This window comes from Streptomyces sp. NPDC036813 (genome assembly GCF_055609245.1).
In genome coordinates, this window is the sequence record NZ_JBVJPV010000007.1 from 361,812 (window position 1) to 380,318 (window position 18,507).

The following is an 18,507-nucleotide window of genomic DNA, read 5'->3' on the forward strand; positions in this document are numbered from 1 at the left end:
GGGGTGCGGTGCCCTCCGTTTTGTCGTCGCCCGAAACCAGCGCGCCGGTCACGCCTCCGCGAGAGCCTTCAGTGCTCTGCGGGCCACCTCTCTGCCGATCGGCAGGGACGCTGTGGCGGCCGGGGACGGTGCGTTCAGGACGTGCACCGTGCGTGCTCCTTCCCGGATGAGGAAGTCGTCCACCAGCGTGCCGTCCCGCAGGACCGCCTGTGCCCGCACGCCCGGTTCCGTGCGCACCAGGTCCTCTTCCTCCACGGCCGGCAGCAGCCGTCGTACGGCGTCGACGAACGCTGCCTTGGACACCGACCGGCGCAGCTCACCGGCGCCGTACCGCCAGTGGCGGCGGGCTATCTGCCACGAGCCGGGCCAGGCCAGCGTCCCCGCCAGCTCCCGCGGCCGGACGACCCCCCAGCCGTACCCCTCCCGGGCCAGGGCCGGGACCGCGTTGGGGCCCACGTGGACGCCGCCGTCGACACCCCGGGTCAGGTGGACCCCGAGGAAGGGGAACGCCGGGTCCGGCACCGGGTAGACGAGGCCCTTCACCAGTTCCGGCCGCGCCAGCTCGTAGTACTCCCCGCGGAACGGGACGATCCGGACCTCGGGTTCGTCGCCGGTCAGCCGCGCCACCTCGTCGCAGTAGAGCCCGGCGCAGTTCACCAGAGCTCGGGCGCGGACGACGTCGCCGGTCGCCGTGCGCACGGCGACGCCGAGCGACGGCCGCCGGTCGACCTGCACCACCTGAGCGCCGTAGCGGATCTCCGCGCCGGAGGCCTCGGCGAGCTGCCGGGCGACGCCGACGAAGTCGCAGATCCCCGTCGTGCCGACATGGATCGCGGCGAGGCCGCGCACCTCCGGCTCGTACTCCGCGATCTGCGAGCCGCCCAGCTCCCGCACCGGAATGCCGTTCTCCCGGCCGCGCTGCACGAGCGCGTGCAGCCGGGGCAGCTCGTCCCGGTCCGTGGCGACGATCAGCTTGCCGGTGACGGCGTGCGCGATGCCGTACTCCGCGCAGAACTTGACCATCTCCGCCGCGCCGCGCACCGCGTACCGCGCCTTGAGCGAGCCCGGCTTGTAGTAGATCCCGCTGTGGATGACGCCGCTGTTGCGTCCCGTCTGGTGCCGGGCCGGGCCGGTCTCCTTCTCCAGCACCGTCACCCGCGTCCCCGGCGCGGCACGCGTGATCGCGTACGCGGTGGACAGCCCGACGATGCCACCGCCGACCACCAGCACGTCACAGTCGTACGCGACCTTCTGCCGCACCTGCACCACCTCCCGCTTCGATAGTGCACTGCGCCACTGACAACGCCTTCAAACGCGGGCGGCCCCGCCGGTCTGCGCAGCCGGTCCCGGGCCTGTCTCCGGACCGTCTGCGGCCCTCTCCGGCTCGGGTCAGGATCGGGTCAGGCCGTGGTCAGCAAGGGGCGGGCCCGCTCGCGCAGCTCGACCACCCGCGGTTCGTCCCCGTACGGCTCCAGCCGGTGCAGCAGATCCTTCACGTACTCGGTGGTGCGCGCCGACGAGATCCGTCCGGCCACCTCCACCGCCCGCACGCCCTGCTCGCAGGCCGCGTCGAGGTTGCCCGACTCCAGCTCGGCGACCGCGGCGACCACGAGTCGCAGCCCGTGCGAGCGGACGAACTCCTCCGTCGGCTGTGACAGCGCCTGCTCGGTGAAGCGGCGCACCTGGCGCGGTGCCTTCAGGTCGCGGTAGCACTCGGCGGCGTCGGCGGCGAACCGGTCGTAGGAATAGAAGCCGAGCCAGGTGGGGTCGCTGTCGCCGGGCCGGGCGCGCTCGAGCCAGCTCTCGGCGGCCTTCAGCGCCGTGCCGGCGGCCTGCGCGTCGCCGGCACGTGCGTGCGCGCGTGCCTCGACGAGGCGGAAGAAGCTCATGGTGCGGGCCGTGGCCAGGCCCCGGTTGCGTTCCAGGGCGGCCTGCGCGAGGTCGACGCCCTCGTCGCCGAAGCCCCGGTAGGTCGCCTGCAGCGACATCGACGCCAGGACGTATCCCCCCAGCGGCACGTCCGCCGCCGCGCGCGCCAGGCGCAGCGCCTGGATGTAGTACCGCTGCGCGGCCTCCTGCTGGCCCGTGTCGAAGGCCATCCACCCGGCGAGCCGGGTGAGTTCGGCGGTCGCGCCGAACAGGGCGCGGCCGACCTCGTCGGAGTAGGAGGCGAGCAGCAGCGGCGCCGCCTCGACCCTTAAGCACTCCGGCACCATCGACGAACGCCAGTCGCCCCCGCCGTACTTGGAGTCCCACCGCCGGGCGTCCTCGGCGGCCTCCCGCAGCTTCTGCACATCGCTGTGGCCGACTTTGATCGGTGCGCCGGCGCCCTCCGCGGGGCCCGCCTCGCGCGCCACCGAGCTGTCGGCCGGGGTTATCAGCCACCGCGAGGCGGGCGTCGCGTACGCGCTCACGGCGAAGGATCCGGCCAGCGACTGCCAGATGCCGCCGGAGCCGGCCCGGCGTCCGGCGAGGTCCAGCCGGTACAGCTCCGTCGCCGAGCGCACCGCCTGTCCGACGTCCCGCGGGAAGGCGAGGCCCACCTCCGGCGCGGGGTCGGCGTCGGCCAGGCCGATCTCGTGCAGCGGGACCGGGCGGCCCAGCTTCTGGCCGATGGCGGCCGCGATGAGGTGGGGTGCGGCACCCTGCGGCACCATGCCCTTCGACACCCAGCGCGCCACCGACGTCTTGTCGTAGCGAAGAGTCAACCCGCGCTGCGCACCAAGGTCGTTGACGCGTCGGGCGAGTCCCGCATTGCTGATTCCCGCGAGGGCGAGAACGGCGCCGAGCTTTTCGTTCGGCCCGCGTTGCTCCCTGGACATGGCCACCCCTCGACAAAGCCGGCTGCCGCTCTGGCATAACCACGCGGCATTCGTAAACCCAGCGTAGTTCCTTGGCTTCCAAGCGTTAAGGGGCTTTGTTCCGGTTGGCGGGATTGTGGTCCGCACGGGAGTACGGGGCCGTGCACGCTGTGTCGTGGCGCGCTCCCGACGTGTGGCCGTGCGCCCGGCCGTGCGCTCTTCTCCGGCCATCTCGGGAGCGGTTCCATGGGCGTTGCGTGGGTCGGCCCGCTGTACTGGATCCAGTGGGCTGGGGGATGCCGCCGTCTTCATCCCCGCGGGCGGCGGACCGGTCCGGGAGGCGCCACAAGCCTCCCGGACTGCGCGCCTGCCGGCCGCGCGCAGAGCCTGCACGGAGCGTGCATGGCAGTGATCCAACGGCCGCGCCGAGACGCCGATTTGGCCGAAACCCGTCCCCGCCCCGGTCGTTTGATTCCCGCTCCCACCACGGCAGTTGAGGGCGCACGGGGTATTGCGGAGGAGCGCACAGGGGGCGCATTCGCGCCGTGGATGCCGTACCGTGCGCGGGAGTCGACGGTGCCGACGCCGGGGTGACAGGGGCGTGAACAGGGTCGGCAGGGGCGCACTCCGGGGAGCGTGAGCGGCTCTGTCGCACCTCTGCGGCGTGTCCTTCGTGGCAGCATGGTGAACCGTTCGTACGGTGCACTGGTTGTCCACAGCCTGTGGAGGCGTCGATGCGGTGGTTGGTGGGATGGAGCAGCACCGCCGCGGGAGCCGCCGTGTCCGGCTCCGCCGGCGCCACCGGGTACGACGGCGAGACCGTGCACCCGGTGGGCTCCCAGCTCCTGTGGGGCGACCCCGACCCCCTGTGGGCCGTCGGCGACTGGCGCCCCGACGAGGTGCGCGTCGTCAAGGCCGACGACCAGACCCGGATCGCGGTCCTCGGCCTGTGCGGCGCGAGCGACGAACAGCTGCGCGTCGGGCTGCTCGCCGCCCGCGGCGGCGCCCTGCGCCACCTGACCGCCTGGCCCGGCAGCTACACGGCCGTAGTCAAGGTCGGCCGCCGCGTCACCGTCTGCGGCGACCTCGCGGGCGCGCGCCCGGTGTTCCACACCCCCTGGGCGGGCGGCACCGCCTACGCCACCGCCGCGCTGCCGCTCGCCGACCTCATCGAGGCCAACCTCGACTTCGGCCACCTCGCCGCCCTGCTGGCGGCCCCCGACGTCCCCGCCGCGCTGCACGACTCGACGCCGTACGCGGGCGTGCAGCGCATCCCTCCCGGGCACGCGCTCATCCTGCGCGCCGGGGCCCGCGAGATCGCCGGGTACGAGCCCGTCGCCTCCCTCGCGGTCGCCGCGCCCCCGGCCGACCCGGACCGCGCGGTCGACGGTGTGCGCGACGCGCTGATCGAAGCGGTACGCGCACGTATGGCCGCGCCGCGCCACGTGCCCGACCTCGACCCAGGCCCGGTGCCCGGGATGGGGCCCGCCGAACGCCGCGCCGCCCGCGGCATGCCGGTGCCCGGCATCGGCGCCGACCTCTCCGGCGGTCCCGCCTCGAGCACGCTCGCGCTGCTCGCCGCCGGGCTGCCCGGGATGCCGGGCACGCTCCTCGGACACGGGACGGGCGCGGGCGAGCGGCTGCTGGCGGTCACCTTCAACGACCTCGCCGTCCCCGGCCGCGAGGCCGAACTGGAGAGGGCCGGCGTCCTCGCGGCCAACCCGCGGCTGCACCACGTCGTCGTCACGGGCGGGGAGGAGGAGCTGCCGTACGCCGCTCTGGACGGGCCGCTGACGGACGAGCCGGGACCCGCCCTCGTGACGGCCGCCCGGCATCGCGCCCGGCTCGCCTCGGGCAGCGCGGACCACTTCATCGGGTACGGCGCGCGGCAGGTGCTCGACGCCCATCCGGCGCGCCTGGCCGACCTGCTGATGGACCGCAAGCGGCGCCATCTGGTGCGGCCGGTGGCCGCGCTGGCGAAGGCGGACGGGTCGGTGCTGGTGCCCGCGCGCGTGTACGGCGCGGCGCGGCGGCTCGCCCGCACGCCCTACCGCACGGGGCTGGAGGTCCTCGCCGCGCGCCTGATGGACCGGCGGCTCGACGAACCCCAGGGGGCCGTGGGGGCGTCCCTCGCGGCGCTCACCTGGGCCAGACCCGGGCCCGCGGCGCGCTGGCTGACCGGGGAGGCGCTGGCTGAAGTATCGGTTCGCCTGCAGGGGGCCACGCACCGGTCCGGGGTGGGGCCGGGGCAGCGTCCGGGGGACTATCGCGCGCGTGCGGCGCTGGCCCGGCACGCGGCGGACCTGCGGGTGCTGGAGCAGGCGGCGGAGATCCGCAGCCAGCGGCTGCACGCACCGTTCCTCGACAACCAGGTCGTGCGGGCGTGCCGGGCGCTCCCGGAGACGCTGCGGGTGCAGCCGGGGGCGCGGGCGGAGATTCTGCGTACGGTGCTCAAGGGGGCGGGGGTGACGGAGCTGCCGCCCGGGTGGGGGACGCCGTCCCACGCGCCGGCCGCGGCGGCGGCGCGGGCGGGGCTGAGGGTTTCCCGTGAGCCGCTCATGGAGCTGTTCGACTCTCCGCTGCTCGCGGAGGCGGGGCTGATCGAGGCGCGGGTCGTGCGGGAGGCCCTGCGGGGGGCGGTGGCGGGTGAGCCTCTGCCCCTCGACGGGCTGGCCGACCTGATCTCGCTCGAACTGTGGCTCCGGCGGCTGCTGTCGCGGCGCGGCACGTGCTGGACGGGGACGCCGGCGCGGGCGCGGGCGGTCCCGGGGGGGATCGTGCGGCCTCGGGGGGCGGTGGAGCCGGTGCGGGGGATCGGGAGCGGGCGGGGGTAGGCCTTGCTCGGCCTGCGGTGCGTTGTCGCTCTGCGGGTGCGTTGTGGCTGGTCGCGCCGTTCCCCGCGCCCCTTTTTTGCCTGCGGCGGCCCGTGGCGGTCGCGTCGTGGCGTGCGTGCGTTGCCTGCGGCCGGTGGGTGAGTCGGGGACGGGGCGGGGGTGTCCGTCCTCGGTCCGGCCGCCCGTCACTTGAGACGGCACCGTTGCCCGGTGCCGGCCGCTGCGGGCGGACACCCCCACCCCGTCCCCTTACCGCCGTACGCGGGTGCGGCGTCGCGGTGGCGGGCGGCGGGTGCGGCGTCCCGGTGGCGGGCCGCGGGTCGCCGCCCCGCGTAGCTGTGGCGTCCGCAGCGCCGGGCGGTCGCCATGCCGACCCAGCTGCGGCGGTCGTGCCCCTGGGGCGGCACGGGTGGGCGCTGGGGGTCCCCCCTGCTCGAAGAGCTTGGGGGAGGCACCCGCCAACGCCGGTGAGCGCCCCGACCCCCGGCCACCCCAGACGCCGGTGGCATGAAACGCCGGGCGCGTGACCCAAGGTCGCCGGGCGCGGAGCCCACGGCGCGCGCGGGTCCGTAGGCGGGCGCAGACCACAATGGCCCCGTGCGGTACAGAATCCTTGGCGTTGCCCAAGTGGACGATGGAGACGGCCGAGCAGTCAGGCTCGGCGGCAGCCGGCTGCGGGCTGTGCTCACCGCGCTCGCCCTGCGGCCCGGCCGCGTCACCGCACCCGGCGCCCTCATCGACGAGGTCTGGGGGGACGCCCCGCCGCAGGACGCTCCCGCCGCCCTGCAAGCGCTCGTCGGGCGCCTGCGCCGCGCCCTCGGCAAGGACGCCGTCGTATCGGACCCCGGTGGCTATCGCCTCATCGCCACCGACGACGACGTCGACCTGTACGTCTTCGAGCGGCTCGTCGGCGACGGCACCCGCGCCCTGGACAGCGATGACGCCCGCACCGCCGCCCGCCTCCTCGACGACGCCCTCGCGCTGTGGCGCGGGCCCGCACTCGCCGACCTCCCCGACCGCACCGCCGCCGCCCGCCCGGAGGCCCTGCGCCGGGAGGCGATCCGCGCCCGGGCCGAGGCCCGGCTGCTGCTCGGCCGTGCCGCCGACGCCGTACCGGAGCTGAGGGAACTCACCACCGCGCATCCGTACGACGAGCCGCTGCACGCCCTGCTCATCCGCGCCCTGCGCGACACGGGCCGCACCGCCGACGCGCTCGCCGCGTACGAGTCCGCCCGCCGCACCCTCGCCGACGGCCTCGGCACCGACCCGTGTCCGGAACTGCGCTCCGTGCACGCGGAATTGCTCCACCCGGATGCGGCCGCCCCGGCACCACCGCCCCGCCGGACCGGCAATCTGCGGCCCCGGCTGACGAGTTTCGTCGGGCGGGAACCCGAGCTCGCCGCCATCCGTTCCGAATTGCACAGGGCCCGTCTGGTCACGCTCACCGGACCCGGCGGATCCGGGAAGACCCGCCTCGCCGAGGAGGCCGCCGCCGGCCTCCCCCAGGCGTGGCTGGTCGAGCTGGCGCCGCTCGACCGGCCGGAGGCGGTGCCGGACGCGGTGGTCAGCGCGCTCGGTCTGCGCGAGACCGTGCTGATGACCAACGAGTCGGCGCCCTGGCAGGACGACCCCGTCGCCCTGCTCGTCGAGCACTGCGCCCCGCGCAGCGAGCTGCTGATCCTTGACAACTGCGAACATGTCATCGGCGCGGCCGCCGACCTCGCCGAGACGCTCCTGACCCGCTGCCCCGGGCTCACGATCCTCGCCACCAGCCGTGAACCCCTGGGTGTCCCCGGCGAGTCCGTGCGCCCCGTCGAGCCCCTCCTCCCCGACCAGGCGCGCCGCCTGTTCACCGAGCGCGCCACCGCCGTCCGCCCCGACGCCGCCGGCGCGCTCGGGGACACGGAGGCCGTCACGGAGATCTGCCGGCGCCTGGACGGGCTGCCGCTCGCCATCGAGCTGGCGGCCGCCCGGCTGCGCCTGCTGACCCCCCGGCAGATCGCCGACCGGCTAGACGACCGCTTCCGTCTGCTCACCTCCGGCAGCCGCACGGTCCTGCCCCGCCAGCAGACGCTGCGCGCGGTCGTCGACTGGTCCTGGGACCTGCTCGACGAGCAGGAGCGGACGGTGCTGCGCGAGGTGTCCGTGTTCGCGGGCGGCTGGGACCTCGCGGCGGCCGAGGCCGTGTGCTCCGGCCCGGCCACGGAGCTGATCGGGGCGCTCGTCGACAAGTCCCTCGTCGTCGCGACCCCGGACGAGCGGGAGGGCTCCGGCGGTATGCGCTACCGCATGCTGGAGACCATCCACGAGTACGCCGCGGAGCGCGCCGCCGAGGACCCCGTGCTGCGCACGGAGGCCGAGCGGCGGCATCGCGCCTGGGCGCGCGCCCTGGTGGAGGAGGCCGATTCCCGGCTGCGCTCCGCCGACCAGCTGCGGTGGATCGCCCGTCTGGAGAGCGAACTGGACAACATCCGGGCGGCGCTTGACCGCGCTCTCGCCGAGGGGGAGGAAGCGGAGGCGGCCGCGCTCGTCCTCGCCATGGGGTGGTTCTGGTGGCTGCGCAACTACCGGCAGGAGGGCACCGGCTGGGCCGACCGCGTGCTGCGCCTGGGCGCCGCCAGGGACTCCCTGACCGCGGCCGGCCGGGACGGCGGGGACGCCCTGCGCGCTCAGCTGGCCAGGGTGGATCCGGTGGGCGCTTTTCTCGACGCGCCGGAGGGAGAGTCGCGTCACCCGCTGCACTCGCTGCGGATGGCACTGAGGATGCTCCACCTGTTCCTCACCGTGGAGTCCGAGGCGGGGCAGCGGCTGCTGCGGGACGAGCGGTTCGAGGACTACCTCGCGCGCGTGCGGGGCGCGTTCGAGGGCGGTGGTCCGCAGGCGGCCCGGCTGCCGGGCCTGGTGTGGCCGATCACCCTGTTCCATCTGGGCAGCCGCGACGACGTACGGCCCGCCCTGGACACGGCGGTCGCCAACTGCCGGGCGTACGGCGGTGACTGGGAGCTCGGTGTGGCCCTGATGTTCCGTGCCCACACCGTCGTCGACTCCTCCGGCGGCCTGGCCGGTCTGGATCAGGACCTCGCCGAGCTGCGCACGCTCAGCCGGCGCGCGGGCGACCGCTGGATGCGGGCCCAGGTGTGCAGCGCGGCCGGCGAGGCGGCCATGGCGCGCGGCCGGTTCGCCGAGGCCAGGGCGGAGTACGAGGAGGCGCTGCGGCTGGCCCGCGAGGTCGGGGCGCTCGCCGAGTCGCCGTTCCTGCTGGCGCGGCTCGCCGAGATCGCCTACCGCTCCGGCGACCGGGCGGCGACCCTGCGCGCGCTGGACGAGGCGGGCGAGGCGGCGGACCGGTACGCGGTGGTGGACTCCCGCTCCTTCATCCTGCTGCTGCGGGCGCAGCTCGCCCTGGACGACGGGGACCTCCCCGCCGCGCGTGAGCTGTGGCAGAGGGCCGGCGCGGAGATCGGCAACGGCACTCCGCCCCCGCAGTTCCTGGCCGTGCTGCAGGCGGTCGGCGCCCTGATCACGGCCGCGGAGTCCGGCCCCGAGCACGGGCTGCCGATGCTCGCCGAGGCGATGCGGGAGGCCCTGGCGGCGCACTGCTCGGAGGTGGTCATCTCCTCGCTGGCCGACATGGCCGCCGATCTGCTGGCGCGGCTCGGCGATCTGCCGCGTGCGCTGGGGTTGCTGGCGGCCTCCGACGCCTGGCGCGACGGCCGGCCGCGCCCGCAGCCGGAGCGCGCGACCGCCGGCCGGGTCGAGGACGCGGCCCGCGCGGGACTCTCCGCCGCCGTGTACGCCGCCGAGCGGGCGCGCGGTGCGGCTCTCACCGCCGACGAGGCCCTGGAAGCGCTGGAGGCCGCCGTGGCCCACTTCCCGGCGGGGGCCCGTTCTACCCGCAGCTGAACTTCGACTCGGCCCAGTCCGCGACCGCCAGGCTGTCGAAGTGGCTGTGCGGCTCGACGACCAGGGTCACGGTCTTGCGGCCGGTCAGGTCCACATGGACGGGTACGGCGCTGTCGCCGCCCTTGATCCTGCCGGACCGCCACAGCCGCACCCCGTCGGCGTAGACGGAGAAGTAGACCTTGCCGAGCTTCAGGGTCATGTCGTCGACGCCGACGAGGGCGTCGTAGGCGGTGCAGGAGCGGTTCAGGTCGATGGTGACGGAGGAGTCGCCGTGCACGCTCACCCCGCGGTCGTACTGTTTGCCGCCGATCGACAGGCCGTGGCGCTGCCACACCCAGCTGCTGCCGGCGAGGCGCATCTCGGGCCCGGTGCCGTCACCGGCGATGTCGTAGGACAGCTCGTTCCACTCGTAGACGGCCGGAGCCGGCGGTGGGGGCGGGGTCGGTGTCGGGGTGGGGGTCGGCGTCGGCCTGGGGCGGGGCGCGGGCTTCGGCTTGGGCCGGGGGCTCGGGGTGGGGCTGGGTGTCGGCGTCGGGGACGGGGCGGGGGTCCGTTCGGCGACCACCGGCTGCGGTGCGGGCCTGGGCCGGGGAGGCGGGGTCGGGGTGTGCGGCTGCGGCCGTACGACGGGTGTGGACACGGGCGGTGGCGCCGCCGCGGGCTTCCTCGCCGGGCTGTCGTCGCCGACGAGGGCGAGCGCCACCGCCGCGGCGGCGACCGCCACCACACCGGCGGCGATGCCGGCCTTCACCGGCGCGCCCAGCCCCTCCGCGGCCGCCGCACCGCCGGCCGAGCCGGAGGAGCCGCCGCTCGCCGCCGCAGCCGTGCCCGCGGCGCCGGCCGCACCCGCTCCGGCGCCCCCGGCGACGAGTCCCAGCGCCTTGGCGTACCCGGCGGCACCGAACCAGCCGATGACGGCGACCGGGACCACGGCGGGGATGCCGCCGGCGACTTCCTCGACCTGGCTGGCGGCCAGCCGGCACTTGGCGCACTCCTCGAGGTGCTTGCGCAGACCCCGTTCGGCGCGGGTGCGCAGCTTGCGCCGGGCGTAGCTGCCGAGCTGGTCGGCGTAGCGGGCACATTCCTCGTCGCCGGCCAGGGCGGTGGAGACATGGGCCTGGAGGTAGGCCTGCTTCAGGCCCTCCCGGGCGCGGCTGGCCAGCACACGCGTGCCGTTGGCGTCCAGACCGAACAGGACGGCGACCTCGCTCGGCGACTCGTCCTCGATCTCGGTGTGCCACAGGACGGCCTGCCAGCGCTCGGGCAGCGAACGGAACGCCTGCATGGCCATGGACTGCTCGGCCTCGTGCATGGCGCGCACATCGGCGCCGAGGTCCAGCGTGTCGTCGTCGGCCACTTCCGCGGAACGGGCGGCCTGCTGGGCGAAGGCGGCGAAGTCGTCGACGAGTTGTTCCCGCTTGGCCGACTGGATCCAGTGCGCGGCGACGCGGCGCACGGAGGTGAGCAGATAGGCGCGGACGGCGTGTTCGGGGCCGGAGCCGCCGCGCACGGCCTGCAGCATGCGCGCGAAGACCTCCGCGGTGAGGTCGTCGGCGGTGTGCGCGTCGCGGCAGCAGGTGCGGGCGTAGCGGCGGACGGCGTCGGCGTGCCGGCGGTACAGCTCCTCGTAGGCCGAGTCGTCGCCGGAGCGCATCCGCTGGATGAGGTCGGCGTCGGACGGGGGCAGCGGGCGCGGCGGCGGCAGCACGCTGCCCTCGCGCCACTCCCGCTGGGCCGGAACGCCCTCGGCGGGGGCACTGTGCGGCACTGGAGCCCGCTTGCTCTGGGGTGGTACCTGCGGTGCGGCCGGGCCGCCGGCTTGCGCGTCCTCGCCGTCGAGTGACTCGTCCCACCCGTCAACGCTCATCGCGGAACGCCCCCGCCGCCTGCCCACCCAGTCCCGAACACCGGGTCAGCGTGCCATATCGGGTTTCGGCCGTGGCCCGGCAGTGCGCGGCAACCACTCGTCCGGGCGGACTTGGCGCATGGCGGTACTGAACGTCACTCGTTCGGGGAAGGCTCAACGAACGCCGTTGACACAGGGCTTGCGCGGGGTGGGCGCGCCAGTGGCCCGGCGTGCCCACCCCGGCGGCCTAGACGGGACGCGAGCGCAGCCCCTCCAGCAGGATGTCCAGCAGCCGTGCCGAGGCCGCCGCCTGCTGTGCCGCGTCCGGCAGCGACGGCGCCGCCGTGGCGATCACCAGCAGCACGTCCGACACGGACACGTCGGGCCGCAGTTCGCCCGCCGCGCGGGCCCGCTCCACGAGCCGGCCCACGACCTCCAGCAGCGCCGAGGCACCGGCGTCGTCCTCCATGCCCTGATCCGGCACCAGCCGCAGCTCACCGGCGCCCGGCTGCGACCGCTGCTGCGGCACCCGCGCCTCGTCGGGCACCACACCGGCGCCCGCCGCGAGCACCTGCTCCTCGGCCACCTTGACCCGCAGCACGTGCGGCGGCAGCAGCCGCCCGGCACCGGAAGCGACCGACGTGCGCAGGAAACGCGACAGCGCCGACCACGGCTCGTCCTCCTGGCCGAGCGCCGTACGCGCCTGCTCGGTCAGCCGGGCCGTCTCCTCCGCGGCGATCCGCCGCACCAGCACGTCCTTGCTCGGAAAGCGCCGGTAGACCGTGCCGACGCCGACCCGTGCCCGCCGCGCCACGTCCTCCATCGGCGCGCCGTACCCCAGCTCGCCGAAGACCTCGCGCGCCGCCCGCAGTACATGCTCCAGATTGCGCTGGGCGTCCACCCGCAGCGGCGTGGTCCGTGCCGATTCCCCGCGCCCGTGGCCCCCCGCGCTCACCGGCCCACCGGCGGCCAGAGCGGATGCGGACGACCAGTGAGAGTCCTGAATGTGCATGAATGATCCCCCGGTAATGACGTCTCCCCCCGGAGACTCCCCTAGATACGCGCCGGGGCGCGCGGACAAGCATCGCGTGCCCGGGCCCGGCCGTGCGATACCTCTCGGGCCCGATGAGCGCCTCCCCCAGGACACCCCGTCGTGACACGAACATAGTTGAGAGGGAGTCAATTCAGAAGGGGCAGGTTCCGCACGGAGCGCCCCCCGATCGGAGTACGGGCCGCATACGTCCCGAAAACACCCCCCGGCGCACCCCGGCGCACACCTGCTGACCTGCGCAGCTGCCCCCGAGTCCGACGTTTCGGCCATGCCTGGGCATCCCCGGCTCCCGGTCACACAAATCGCCGGGGCTGTGGACAAACGGCAGCGCCGGGTGCGTCATGGGATGGTGAAGGAACGTGCGCGCATTCTCGTTGTCGGCGGCGGCTACGTCGGGATGTACACGGCCCTGCGCCTGCAGAAGCAGCTCAGAGGGGAGCTGCGACAAGGCGCGGTCGAGATCACGATCGTCACGCCCGACCCGTACATGACGTATCAGCCGTTCCTGCCCGAGGCCGCGGCCGGAGCGATCTCCCCACGGCACGTCGTCGTGCCGCTGCGCCGCTTCCTGCCCGACTGCCGGATCGTCATCGGCGAGGTCACCGCCGTCGACCACGCCGAGCGCACCGCCACGGTCGCCACCCTGGCCACCGAGGAGAAGGGCACACCCCCGGAGCATCTGGGGTACGACGAACTCGTCCTCGCCCCCGGCTCCGTCTCGCGCACGCTGCCCGTACCCGGTCTCGCCGAGCACGGCATCGGCTTCAAGACCGTGGAGGAGGCCATCGGCCTGCGCAACCACGTCATCGAGCAGATGGACATCGCCTCCTCCACCCGCGACCCCGCGATCCGCGACGCCGCCCTCACCTTCGTCTTCGTCGGCGGCGGCTTCGCCGGCGTGGAGGCCCTCGGCGAACTGGAGGACATGGCCCGCTACGCCGCGCGCTACTACCACAACGTCCGCGCCGAGGACATGAAGTGGATCCTGGTCGAGGCCTCCGACCGGATCCTGCCCGAGGTCGGCCCCGAGATGGGCCGCTACGCCGTCACCGAGCTGCGCCGCCGCAACATCGACGTCCGCCTGAACACCCGCCTGGAGTCCTGCGTGGACCGCGTCGCCGTCCTCAGCGACGGCGCCCGCTTCCCGACCCGGACGGTCGTGTGGACGGCCGGCGTCAAACCCCATCCGGTGCTCGCCGCCACCGACCTGCCGCTGACCGCGCGCGGCCGGCTCAAGTGCACCCCCGAACTGACCGTCGACGGCGCCCCGCACGCGTGGAGCGCCGGCGACGCCGCCGCCGTCCCCGACGTCACCGCCGAGGAAACCGGCACCGAGACCGCCCCCAACGCCCAGCACGCCGTACGCCAGGCCGCGGTCCTCGCCGACAACATCGTCCGCTCCCTGCGCGGCGAACCCCTGCGGACGTACGAGCACAAGTACGTCGGCTCGGTCGCCTCCCTCGGCTTCCACAAAGGCGTCGCACACGTCTACGGGCGCAAACTCAAGGGCTACCCCGCCTGGTTCATGCACCGCGCCTACCACCTCAGCCGCGTGCCCACCTTCAATCGCAAGGCGCGCGTGCTGGCCGAATGGACCCTGTCCGGGCTGTTCAAACGGGAGATCGTCTCCCTCGGCTCACTCGAACATCCCCGCGCGGAGTTCGAACTGGCCGCCGGTGGAAAGCCTTCCGACCATCCGAAGAACGACCCGAAGGGGTCCAACTAGCCGGACCCAGGAACTCCCGCGGCCACCGAGGCGTCTGACGGATGTCGGCCCGGACGGCCACCCTGCAAGACTGATCACCGAGCCCGGGCGGGCCGCCACCCGTCCGCGAACTCAATGCGAGGCTGTCCCCAAGTGCTGCATGTCCCGGGTGCTGCAACAATGTGCGGCCACCGCCGCCCGGCCCCGAGAGCCCAGGCCGGGCCCCGGAGCCGGCCGACGACGACTACACGAGGCAAGGATTCGTGAACTTCACGCGCTGGAGCGCCCGGCTCCCCGGAACGCAGCGCCGCGCCGCCGCGCGGACCGACGCCACGACCACCGCGGACCGGCGGGGCGACGGCTCCGTCCCCGCGGCCCGCGCCGAGCAGCCCGCCGACGGGACGACGCCCGCCGCCGACGTCCCCGCCGTCGACGGCCTGTCCGTGCGCGCGGTCCTCGACCGCGTCCCGGCCCTGGTCGCCCTCGTCCACGGCCCCGACCACCGCCTCGCCCACGTCAACGACGCCTACAGCGCGGCCTTCGGCCCCCGCCCCGCCGGCGCCCCCGCCGCCGACGCCCTGCCCGAGCTGAAGGAACTCGGCCTGCTCCCCCTGCTCGACCAGGTCCTGCGCAGCGGCCGCCCTCGCACCCTGAAGTCCCGCAAGGCCCCCGACGGCCGCTCCTACACCTTCACCTGCACCCCCGTCACCGAGGGCGACGGGGGCGGCCCCGGAGTGCTCGTCTTCGCCACGGACGTCACCGACCACGCCGAGGCCGCCGAACGCCTGCGCGCCAGCGAACGCCGTCAGCGCGAAACCGCGGTCACCCTCCAGCGCTCCCTGCTCCCGCAGGAACTCGAGGAACCCGACGACCTGCGCATCGCCGCCACCTACCACCCCGGCGGCACCGAGGCCGCCGTCGGCGGCGACTGGTACGACGTGATCACCCTCGGCGGCGGCCGCACCGCCCTCGTCATCGGCGACGTCATGGGCCGCGGTGTGCGCGCCGCCGCCGTCATGGGCCAGCTGCGCACCGCGGTACGCGCCTACGCCCGCCTCGACCTGCCGCCGCACGAGGTGCTCCAGCTCCTCGACGGCCTGGCCACCGAGATCGACGCCAACCAGATCGCCACCTGCGTCTACGCCGTCCACGACCCCAACGAGGGCCGGCTGATGTACGCCTCCGCGGGCCATCTGCCGATCCTCGTGCGCGACGAGAGCGGCACCGTGCACCGCGCCGACGAACCCACCGGCCCGCCGCTCGGCACCGGCGGCTGGATGCACACCTCCGGTTCCATCCCGCTCACCCCCGGCTCCACCGCCGTCCTCTACACCGACGGCCTCGTCGAACGCCGCGACGAGGACCTCGACGAGGGCATCGCCGCCCTGGAGCGCGCCCTGGCCGGCGCCACCGGCACCCCCCAGGTCGTCTGCGACCGCCTGGTGCGCTCCGCCGGCGTCACCGCCGACCACGCCGACGACGTCGCTGTGCTGGTCCTCCAGCACCCCGCGCGCACCGGCCCCGCCGGCGAACTGTTCCGCAACGCGGCCCTGGAACTCCTCGGCGGTATCGAGGCGGCTCCCCGCGCGCGTGCCTTTGCCTCCGGTGTCCTCACCAGCTGGCGCTTCCCGCCCGAGCTGCACGACCTCGGCGTCCTGGCCGCCAGCGAACTGGTCGCCAACTCCCTCCAGCACGGCACGCCGCCGATGAAGCTGCGCCTGCGCCGCACCGACCGCCGGCTGATCGTCGAGGTCACCGACGGCGACGACCACCTGCCCCGGCGCCGCCGCGCCGAACCGGCCGACGAGTCGGGCCGGGGCATCGCCATCGTCGCCACCATCGCCTCCAACTGGGGGTGCAGACGCACCCCCGGCGGAGGCAAGGCGGTGTGGTGCGAGTTCGCCCTGCCGAAGACGTAAGACCGGCGGGCACGGCAGTCGTGCGCGCGCTTACGCGTCCGCGGTCACCGCGTCGGCCGGCGCGCCACCGCGCTGGACCACCCGGCTGCGGGCCCGCCACGGCTGGTCCTGCACCTCGGTGAGCCGCCTCCCCAGCCGTATCGCCAGCACGCTGATCGCCAGCGAGAACAGCAGGAAGGTCACGATGTACGGCGCGTGCAACGCGGCCCCCATGGGACCGCCCACCGCCGGACCGACGGCCAGGGCGAGCTGCTTGACCAGGGCGAACGCGGAGTTGTACTGCCCGGCCAGCCCGCTCGGCGCCAGATCGGCGACCAGCGGCGCCACCGTCGGCGACAGCATCGCCTCACCCAGCCCGAACAGCGCGTACGTCGAGACGAAAGCAGCCGTCGCCATCTCCTGGCTGCCGTGCCCCAGCCCCGCGTACCCGGCCGCGACCCACGCCACGGCCCAGATCAGCCCCACGGCCGCGATCACCCGGGAACGCCGGCGACGCTCGACGAACTTCAGCACGGCGAACTGCGCCACCACGATCATCGCGGTGTTCGCGGCCAGCGCCGTCCCCAGCGCGGACGTCGATATCCCGGCGGCCTCGACGCCGTAGGCGCTCAGGCCGGACTCGAACTGCCCGTAGCAGGCGAAGAACAGCACGAAGCCCAGCACGCACAACTGCACCATGGCCCGGTTGCCCAGCAGCTGCTTCCAGCTGCCCCCGGCCGAAGCCGGCGCGTCCTCGATCTTCGGCGCGTGCGGTATCCGTACCGTCGCCATCACCACGACCAGCGACAGGAACACCGCCGCCTCGATCGCGAACAGCAGCGTGAACGACGACACGTGCGAGGTGTCCACCAGATGCCCGCCGATGAGCCCGCCGATACCGAGCCCCAGGTTCTGCAGGAAGAACTGCATCGCGAACGCCCGGGACCGGGTCTCCGTGGTCGAGCAGTCCACGATCATCGTCGCCAGCGCCGGCTGCATGACGGCCTGCCCGGCCCCCAGCGCCGCCGCCGACAGCAGTACGGCGGCCGACGTGCTCGCCAGCCCCAGGCTCAGCGCTCCCAGCGCGGCGGTGACCAGGGCGGCGAGCAGGACCGGCAGGGGGCCGCGCCGCACGATCGCCCGACCGGCGAACGGCAGCACGATCAGCGCGGCCACGGCGAACACGGCGAGAACCAGCCCCGCCGTCATGGCCCCGAGGCCCCGCACCTGCGCCACATAGACGTACAGGTAGGGGACCGTGAAGCCGAGCCCGAACGCGCTGAGTGCGTTGCCCACGTGGATCCGGCGCATCGCTGCGCCCTTCTCCCTGGTCACGTTCACCTCTCTCACTAGTTAGGAGTGAAGACTTCGAAAGTAAAGTTCGAAGCTAAAGAGTACACAGCGAAGGACTTCAAGGCAAAGGACGGGCGTGCCATACTGCGGCCATGGGCGACACCCCCGGCACGCTCGGCGCCGAGCCGACCATCGAAGAGCAGATCGCGGCCTACCAGCGCGAGTTCCAGGACCTCGACCCCCAGGTCGAGAAGATCGTCTCGGCGCTCTCCCGGCTCAACCGCCGTATGAACGTCGCCTACGGGCGGCAGACCGCCGAGCTCGGCATCAGCAACGCCGAGTGGGAGGTCCTCAAGGCCCTCGTCCTGTCCGGCGCCCCCTATCGCATGGGCCCCAGCGAACTGGCCAAGCGACTCGGCCTCACGCCGGCCGCCATGACCCACCGCATCGACCGCATGGTCGCCGAGGGTCTGGTCACCCGGGAACGCGACGAGTCCAACCGGGTCCGCGTGATCGTGGAGCTGACTCCCGAGGGCCGGGAGAAGTGGCTGGAGGCGATGCGCCTCGCGTCCGTGTTCGAGGAGGAGCTCCTCCAGGACCTCACGCCCGCGGAACGGACGGTCCTCGACGAGGTGCTGACCCGCCTGCTGCGCCGCGTGGAGCACGCCCAGCCGGACGCCGGCGGTCGGCTCACCGACCTCGACTAAAGAGGTTGACAGGGGCGCTTGACAGCCCCCTCCTCGATCCGTAGAGTTCTTCGGGTTGCCGCGGGGCCGTAACGGTTCTGCGACGGCATCTCCCGCCGCCTCGAGCGGCACCTCACACCATCAGCACGATCTCCCAACGGGATTGATTTCGGCTTGCCCGAATTCAATTCGAATAGGGACTCGGCGGCCCGATTGGGAATCGCCGGAAGGATCCGCTAAGGTTTGAGACGTCGGAACGGCCCAACAGCCGGGAAGGCAAACCCCGCTGACCGGGGATCAGACGCCGAAAGGATCTGATAGAGTCGGAACCGCCGGAAAGGGGAACGCGAGAGCGGAAACCTGGAAAGCACCGAGGAAATCGGGTCGAGAAAAGATCTGATAGAGTCGGAAACGCAAGACCGAAGGGAAGCCCGGAGGAAAGCCCGAGAGGGTGAGTACAAAGGAAGCGACCGTTCCTTGAGAACTCAAC

11 protein-coding genes are annotated in these 18,507 nt (G+C 74.0%); 5 read left to right on the forward strand and 6 right to left on the reverse strand.

Annotated elements, in window-relative coordinates:
- Positions 1 to 48: 48 nt before the first annotated feature.
- Both lhgO and ACZ67Q_RS17810 read right to left on the reverse strand, forming a co-directional pair.
- Positions 49 to 1,269: an L-2-hydroxyglutarate oxidase gene (lhgO, locus tag ACZ67Q_RS17805; RefSeq protein ID WP_471182655.1), complete on the reverse strand. Its 1,221-nt coding sequence runs from the start codon at positions 1,267 to 1,269 to the stop codon at positions 49 to 51.
- A 131-nt stretch (positions 1,270 to 1,400) separates the two neighbouring features.
- Positions 1,401 to 2,822, reverse strand: coding sequence for an MFS transporter (locus ACZ67Q_RS17810; RefSeq protein ID WP_471182658.1), 1,422 nt, complete (start codon positions 2,820 to 2,822; stop codon positions 1,401 to 1,403).
- A 713-nt stretch (positions 2,823 to 3,535) separates the two neighbouring features.
- Between ACZ67Q_RS17810 and ACZ67Q_RS17815 the strand changes: the two genes are divergently transcribed.
- The gene (locus ACZ67Q_RS17815) at positions 3,536 to 5,635 is read left to right on the forward strand and encodes an asparagine synthase-related protein (protein ID WP_471182661.1); all 2,100 of its coding nucleotides are present in this window, start codon (positions 3,536 to 3,538) and stop codon (positions 5,633 to 5,635) included.
- Between the two features lie 597 nt (positions 5,636 to 6,232).
- A complete protein-coding gene (locus ACZ67Q_RS17820; protein WP_471182663.1) occupies positions 6,233 to 9,538 on the forward strand; it encodes a BTAD domain-containing putative transcriptional regulator in 3,306 nt (1,101 codons plus the stop codon).
- On the opposite strand, the gene ACZ67Q_RS17825 is transcribed toward ACZ67Q_RS17820, so the two are convergent.
- Positions 9,525 to 11,405, reverse strand: a complete 1,881-nt coding sequence (locus tag ACZ67Q_RS17825) for a sigma-70 family RNA polymerase sigma factor (protein WP_471182665.1) — start codon at positions 11,403 to 11,405, stop codon at positions 9,525 to 9,527. The two genes, ACZ67Q_RS17820 and ACZ67Q_RS17825, sit on opposite strands and share 14 nt — an antisense overlap.
- Before the next feature lie 226 nt (positions 11,406 to 11,631).
- Entirely contained in the window at positions 11,632 to 12,396 is a 765-nt protein-coding gene (locus ACZ67Q_RS17830) for a TetR/AcrR family transcriptional regulator (RefSeq protein WP_471182668.1), read from the reverse strand.
- A 385-nt stretch (positions 12,397 to 12,781) separates the two neighbouring features.
- On the opposite strand from ACZ67Q_RS17830, the gene ACZ67Q_RS17835 reads away from it, so the two are divergent.
- Both ACZ67Q_RS17835 and ACZ67Q_RS17840 read left to right on the forward strand, forming a co-directional pair.
- On the forward strand, positions 12,782 to 14,161 hold the full coding sequence (locus ACZ67Q_RS17835) for an NAD(P)/FAD-dependent oxidoreductase (RefSeq protein ID WP_471182670.1): 1,380 nt from the start codon (positions 12,782 to 12,784) through the stop codon (positions 14,159 to 14,161).
- A 242-nt stretch (positions 14,162 to 14,403) separates the two neighbouring features.
- On the forward strand, positions 14,404 to 16,059 hold the full coding sequence (locus tag ACZ67Q_RS17840) for an ATP-binding SpoIIE family protein phosphatase (RefSeq protein WP_471182673.1): 1,656 nt from the start codon (positions 14,404 to 14,406) through the stop codon (positions 16,057 to 16,059).
- A gap of 30 nt (positions 16,060 to 16,089) precedes the next feature.
- Here the strand turns inward: ACZ67Q_RS17840 and ACZ67Q_RS17845 are convergent, their stop codons facing one another.
- Positions 16,090 to 17,349: an MFS transporter gene (locus tag ACZ67Q_RS17845; protein ID WP_471182732.1), complete on the reverse strand. Its 1,260-nt coding sequence runs from the start codon at positions 17,347 to 17,349 to the stop codon at positions 16,090 to 16,092.
- Positions 17,350 to 17,483: 134 nt separating this feature from the next.
- On the opposite strand from ACZ67Q_RS17845, the gene ACZ67Q_RS17850 reads away from it, so the two are divergent.
- Positions 17,484 to 18,038, forward strand: coding sequence for a MarR family winged helix-turn-helix transcriptional regulator (locus tag ACZ67Q_RS17850; protein WP_471182676.1), 555 nt, complete (start codon positions 17,484 to 17,486; stop codon positions 18,036 to 18,038).
- Between the two features lie 276 nt (positions 18,039 to 18,314).
- Here ACZ67Q_RS17850 and ACZ67Q_RS17855 read toward each other — a convergent pair.
- Positions 18,315 to 18,507 (reverse strand): hypothetical protein (locus ACZ67Q_RS17855; RefSeq protein WP_471182679.1); only part of this gene is annotated, 193 nt, incomplete at its 5' end.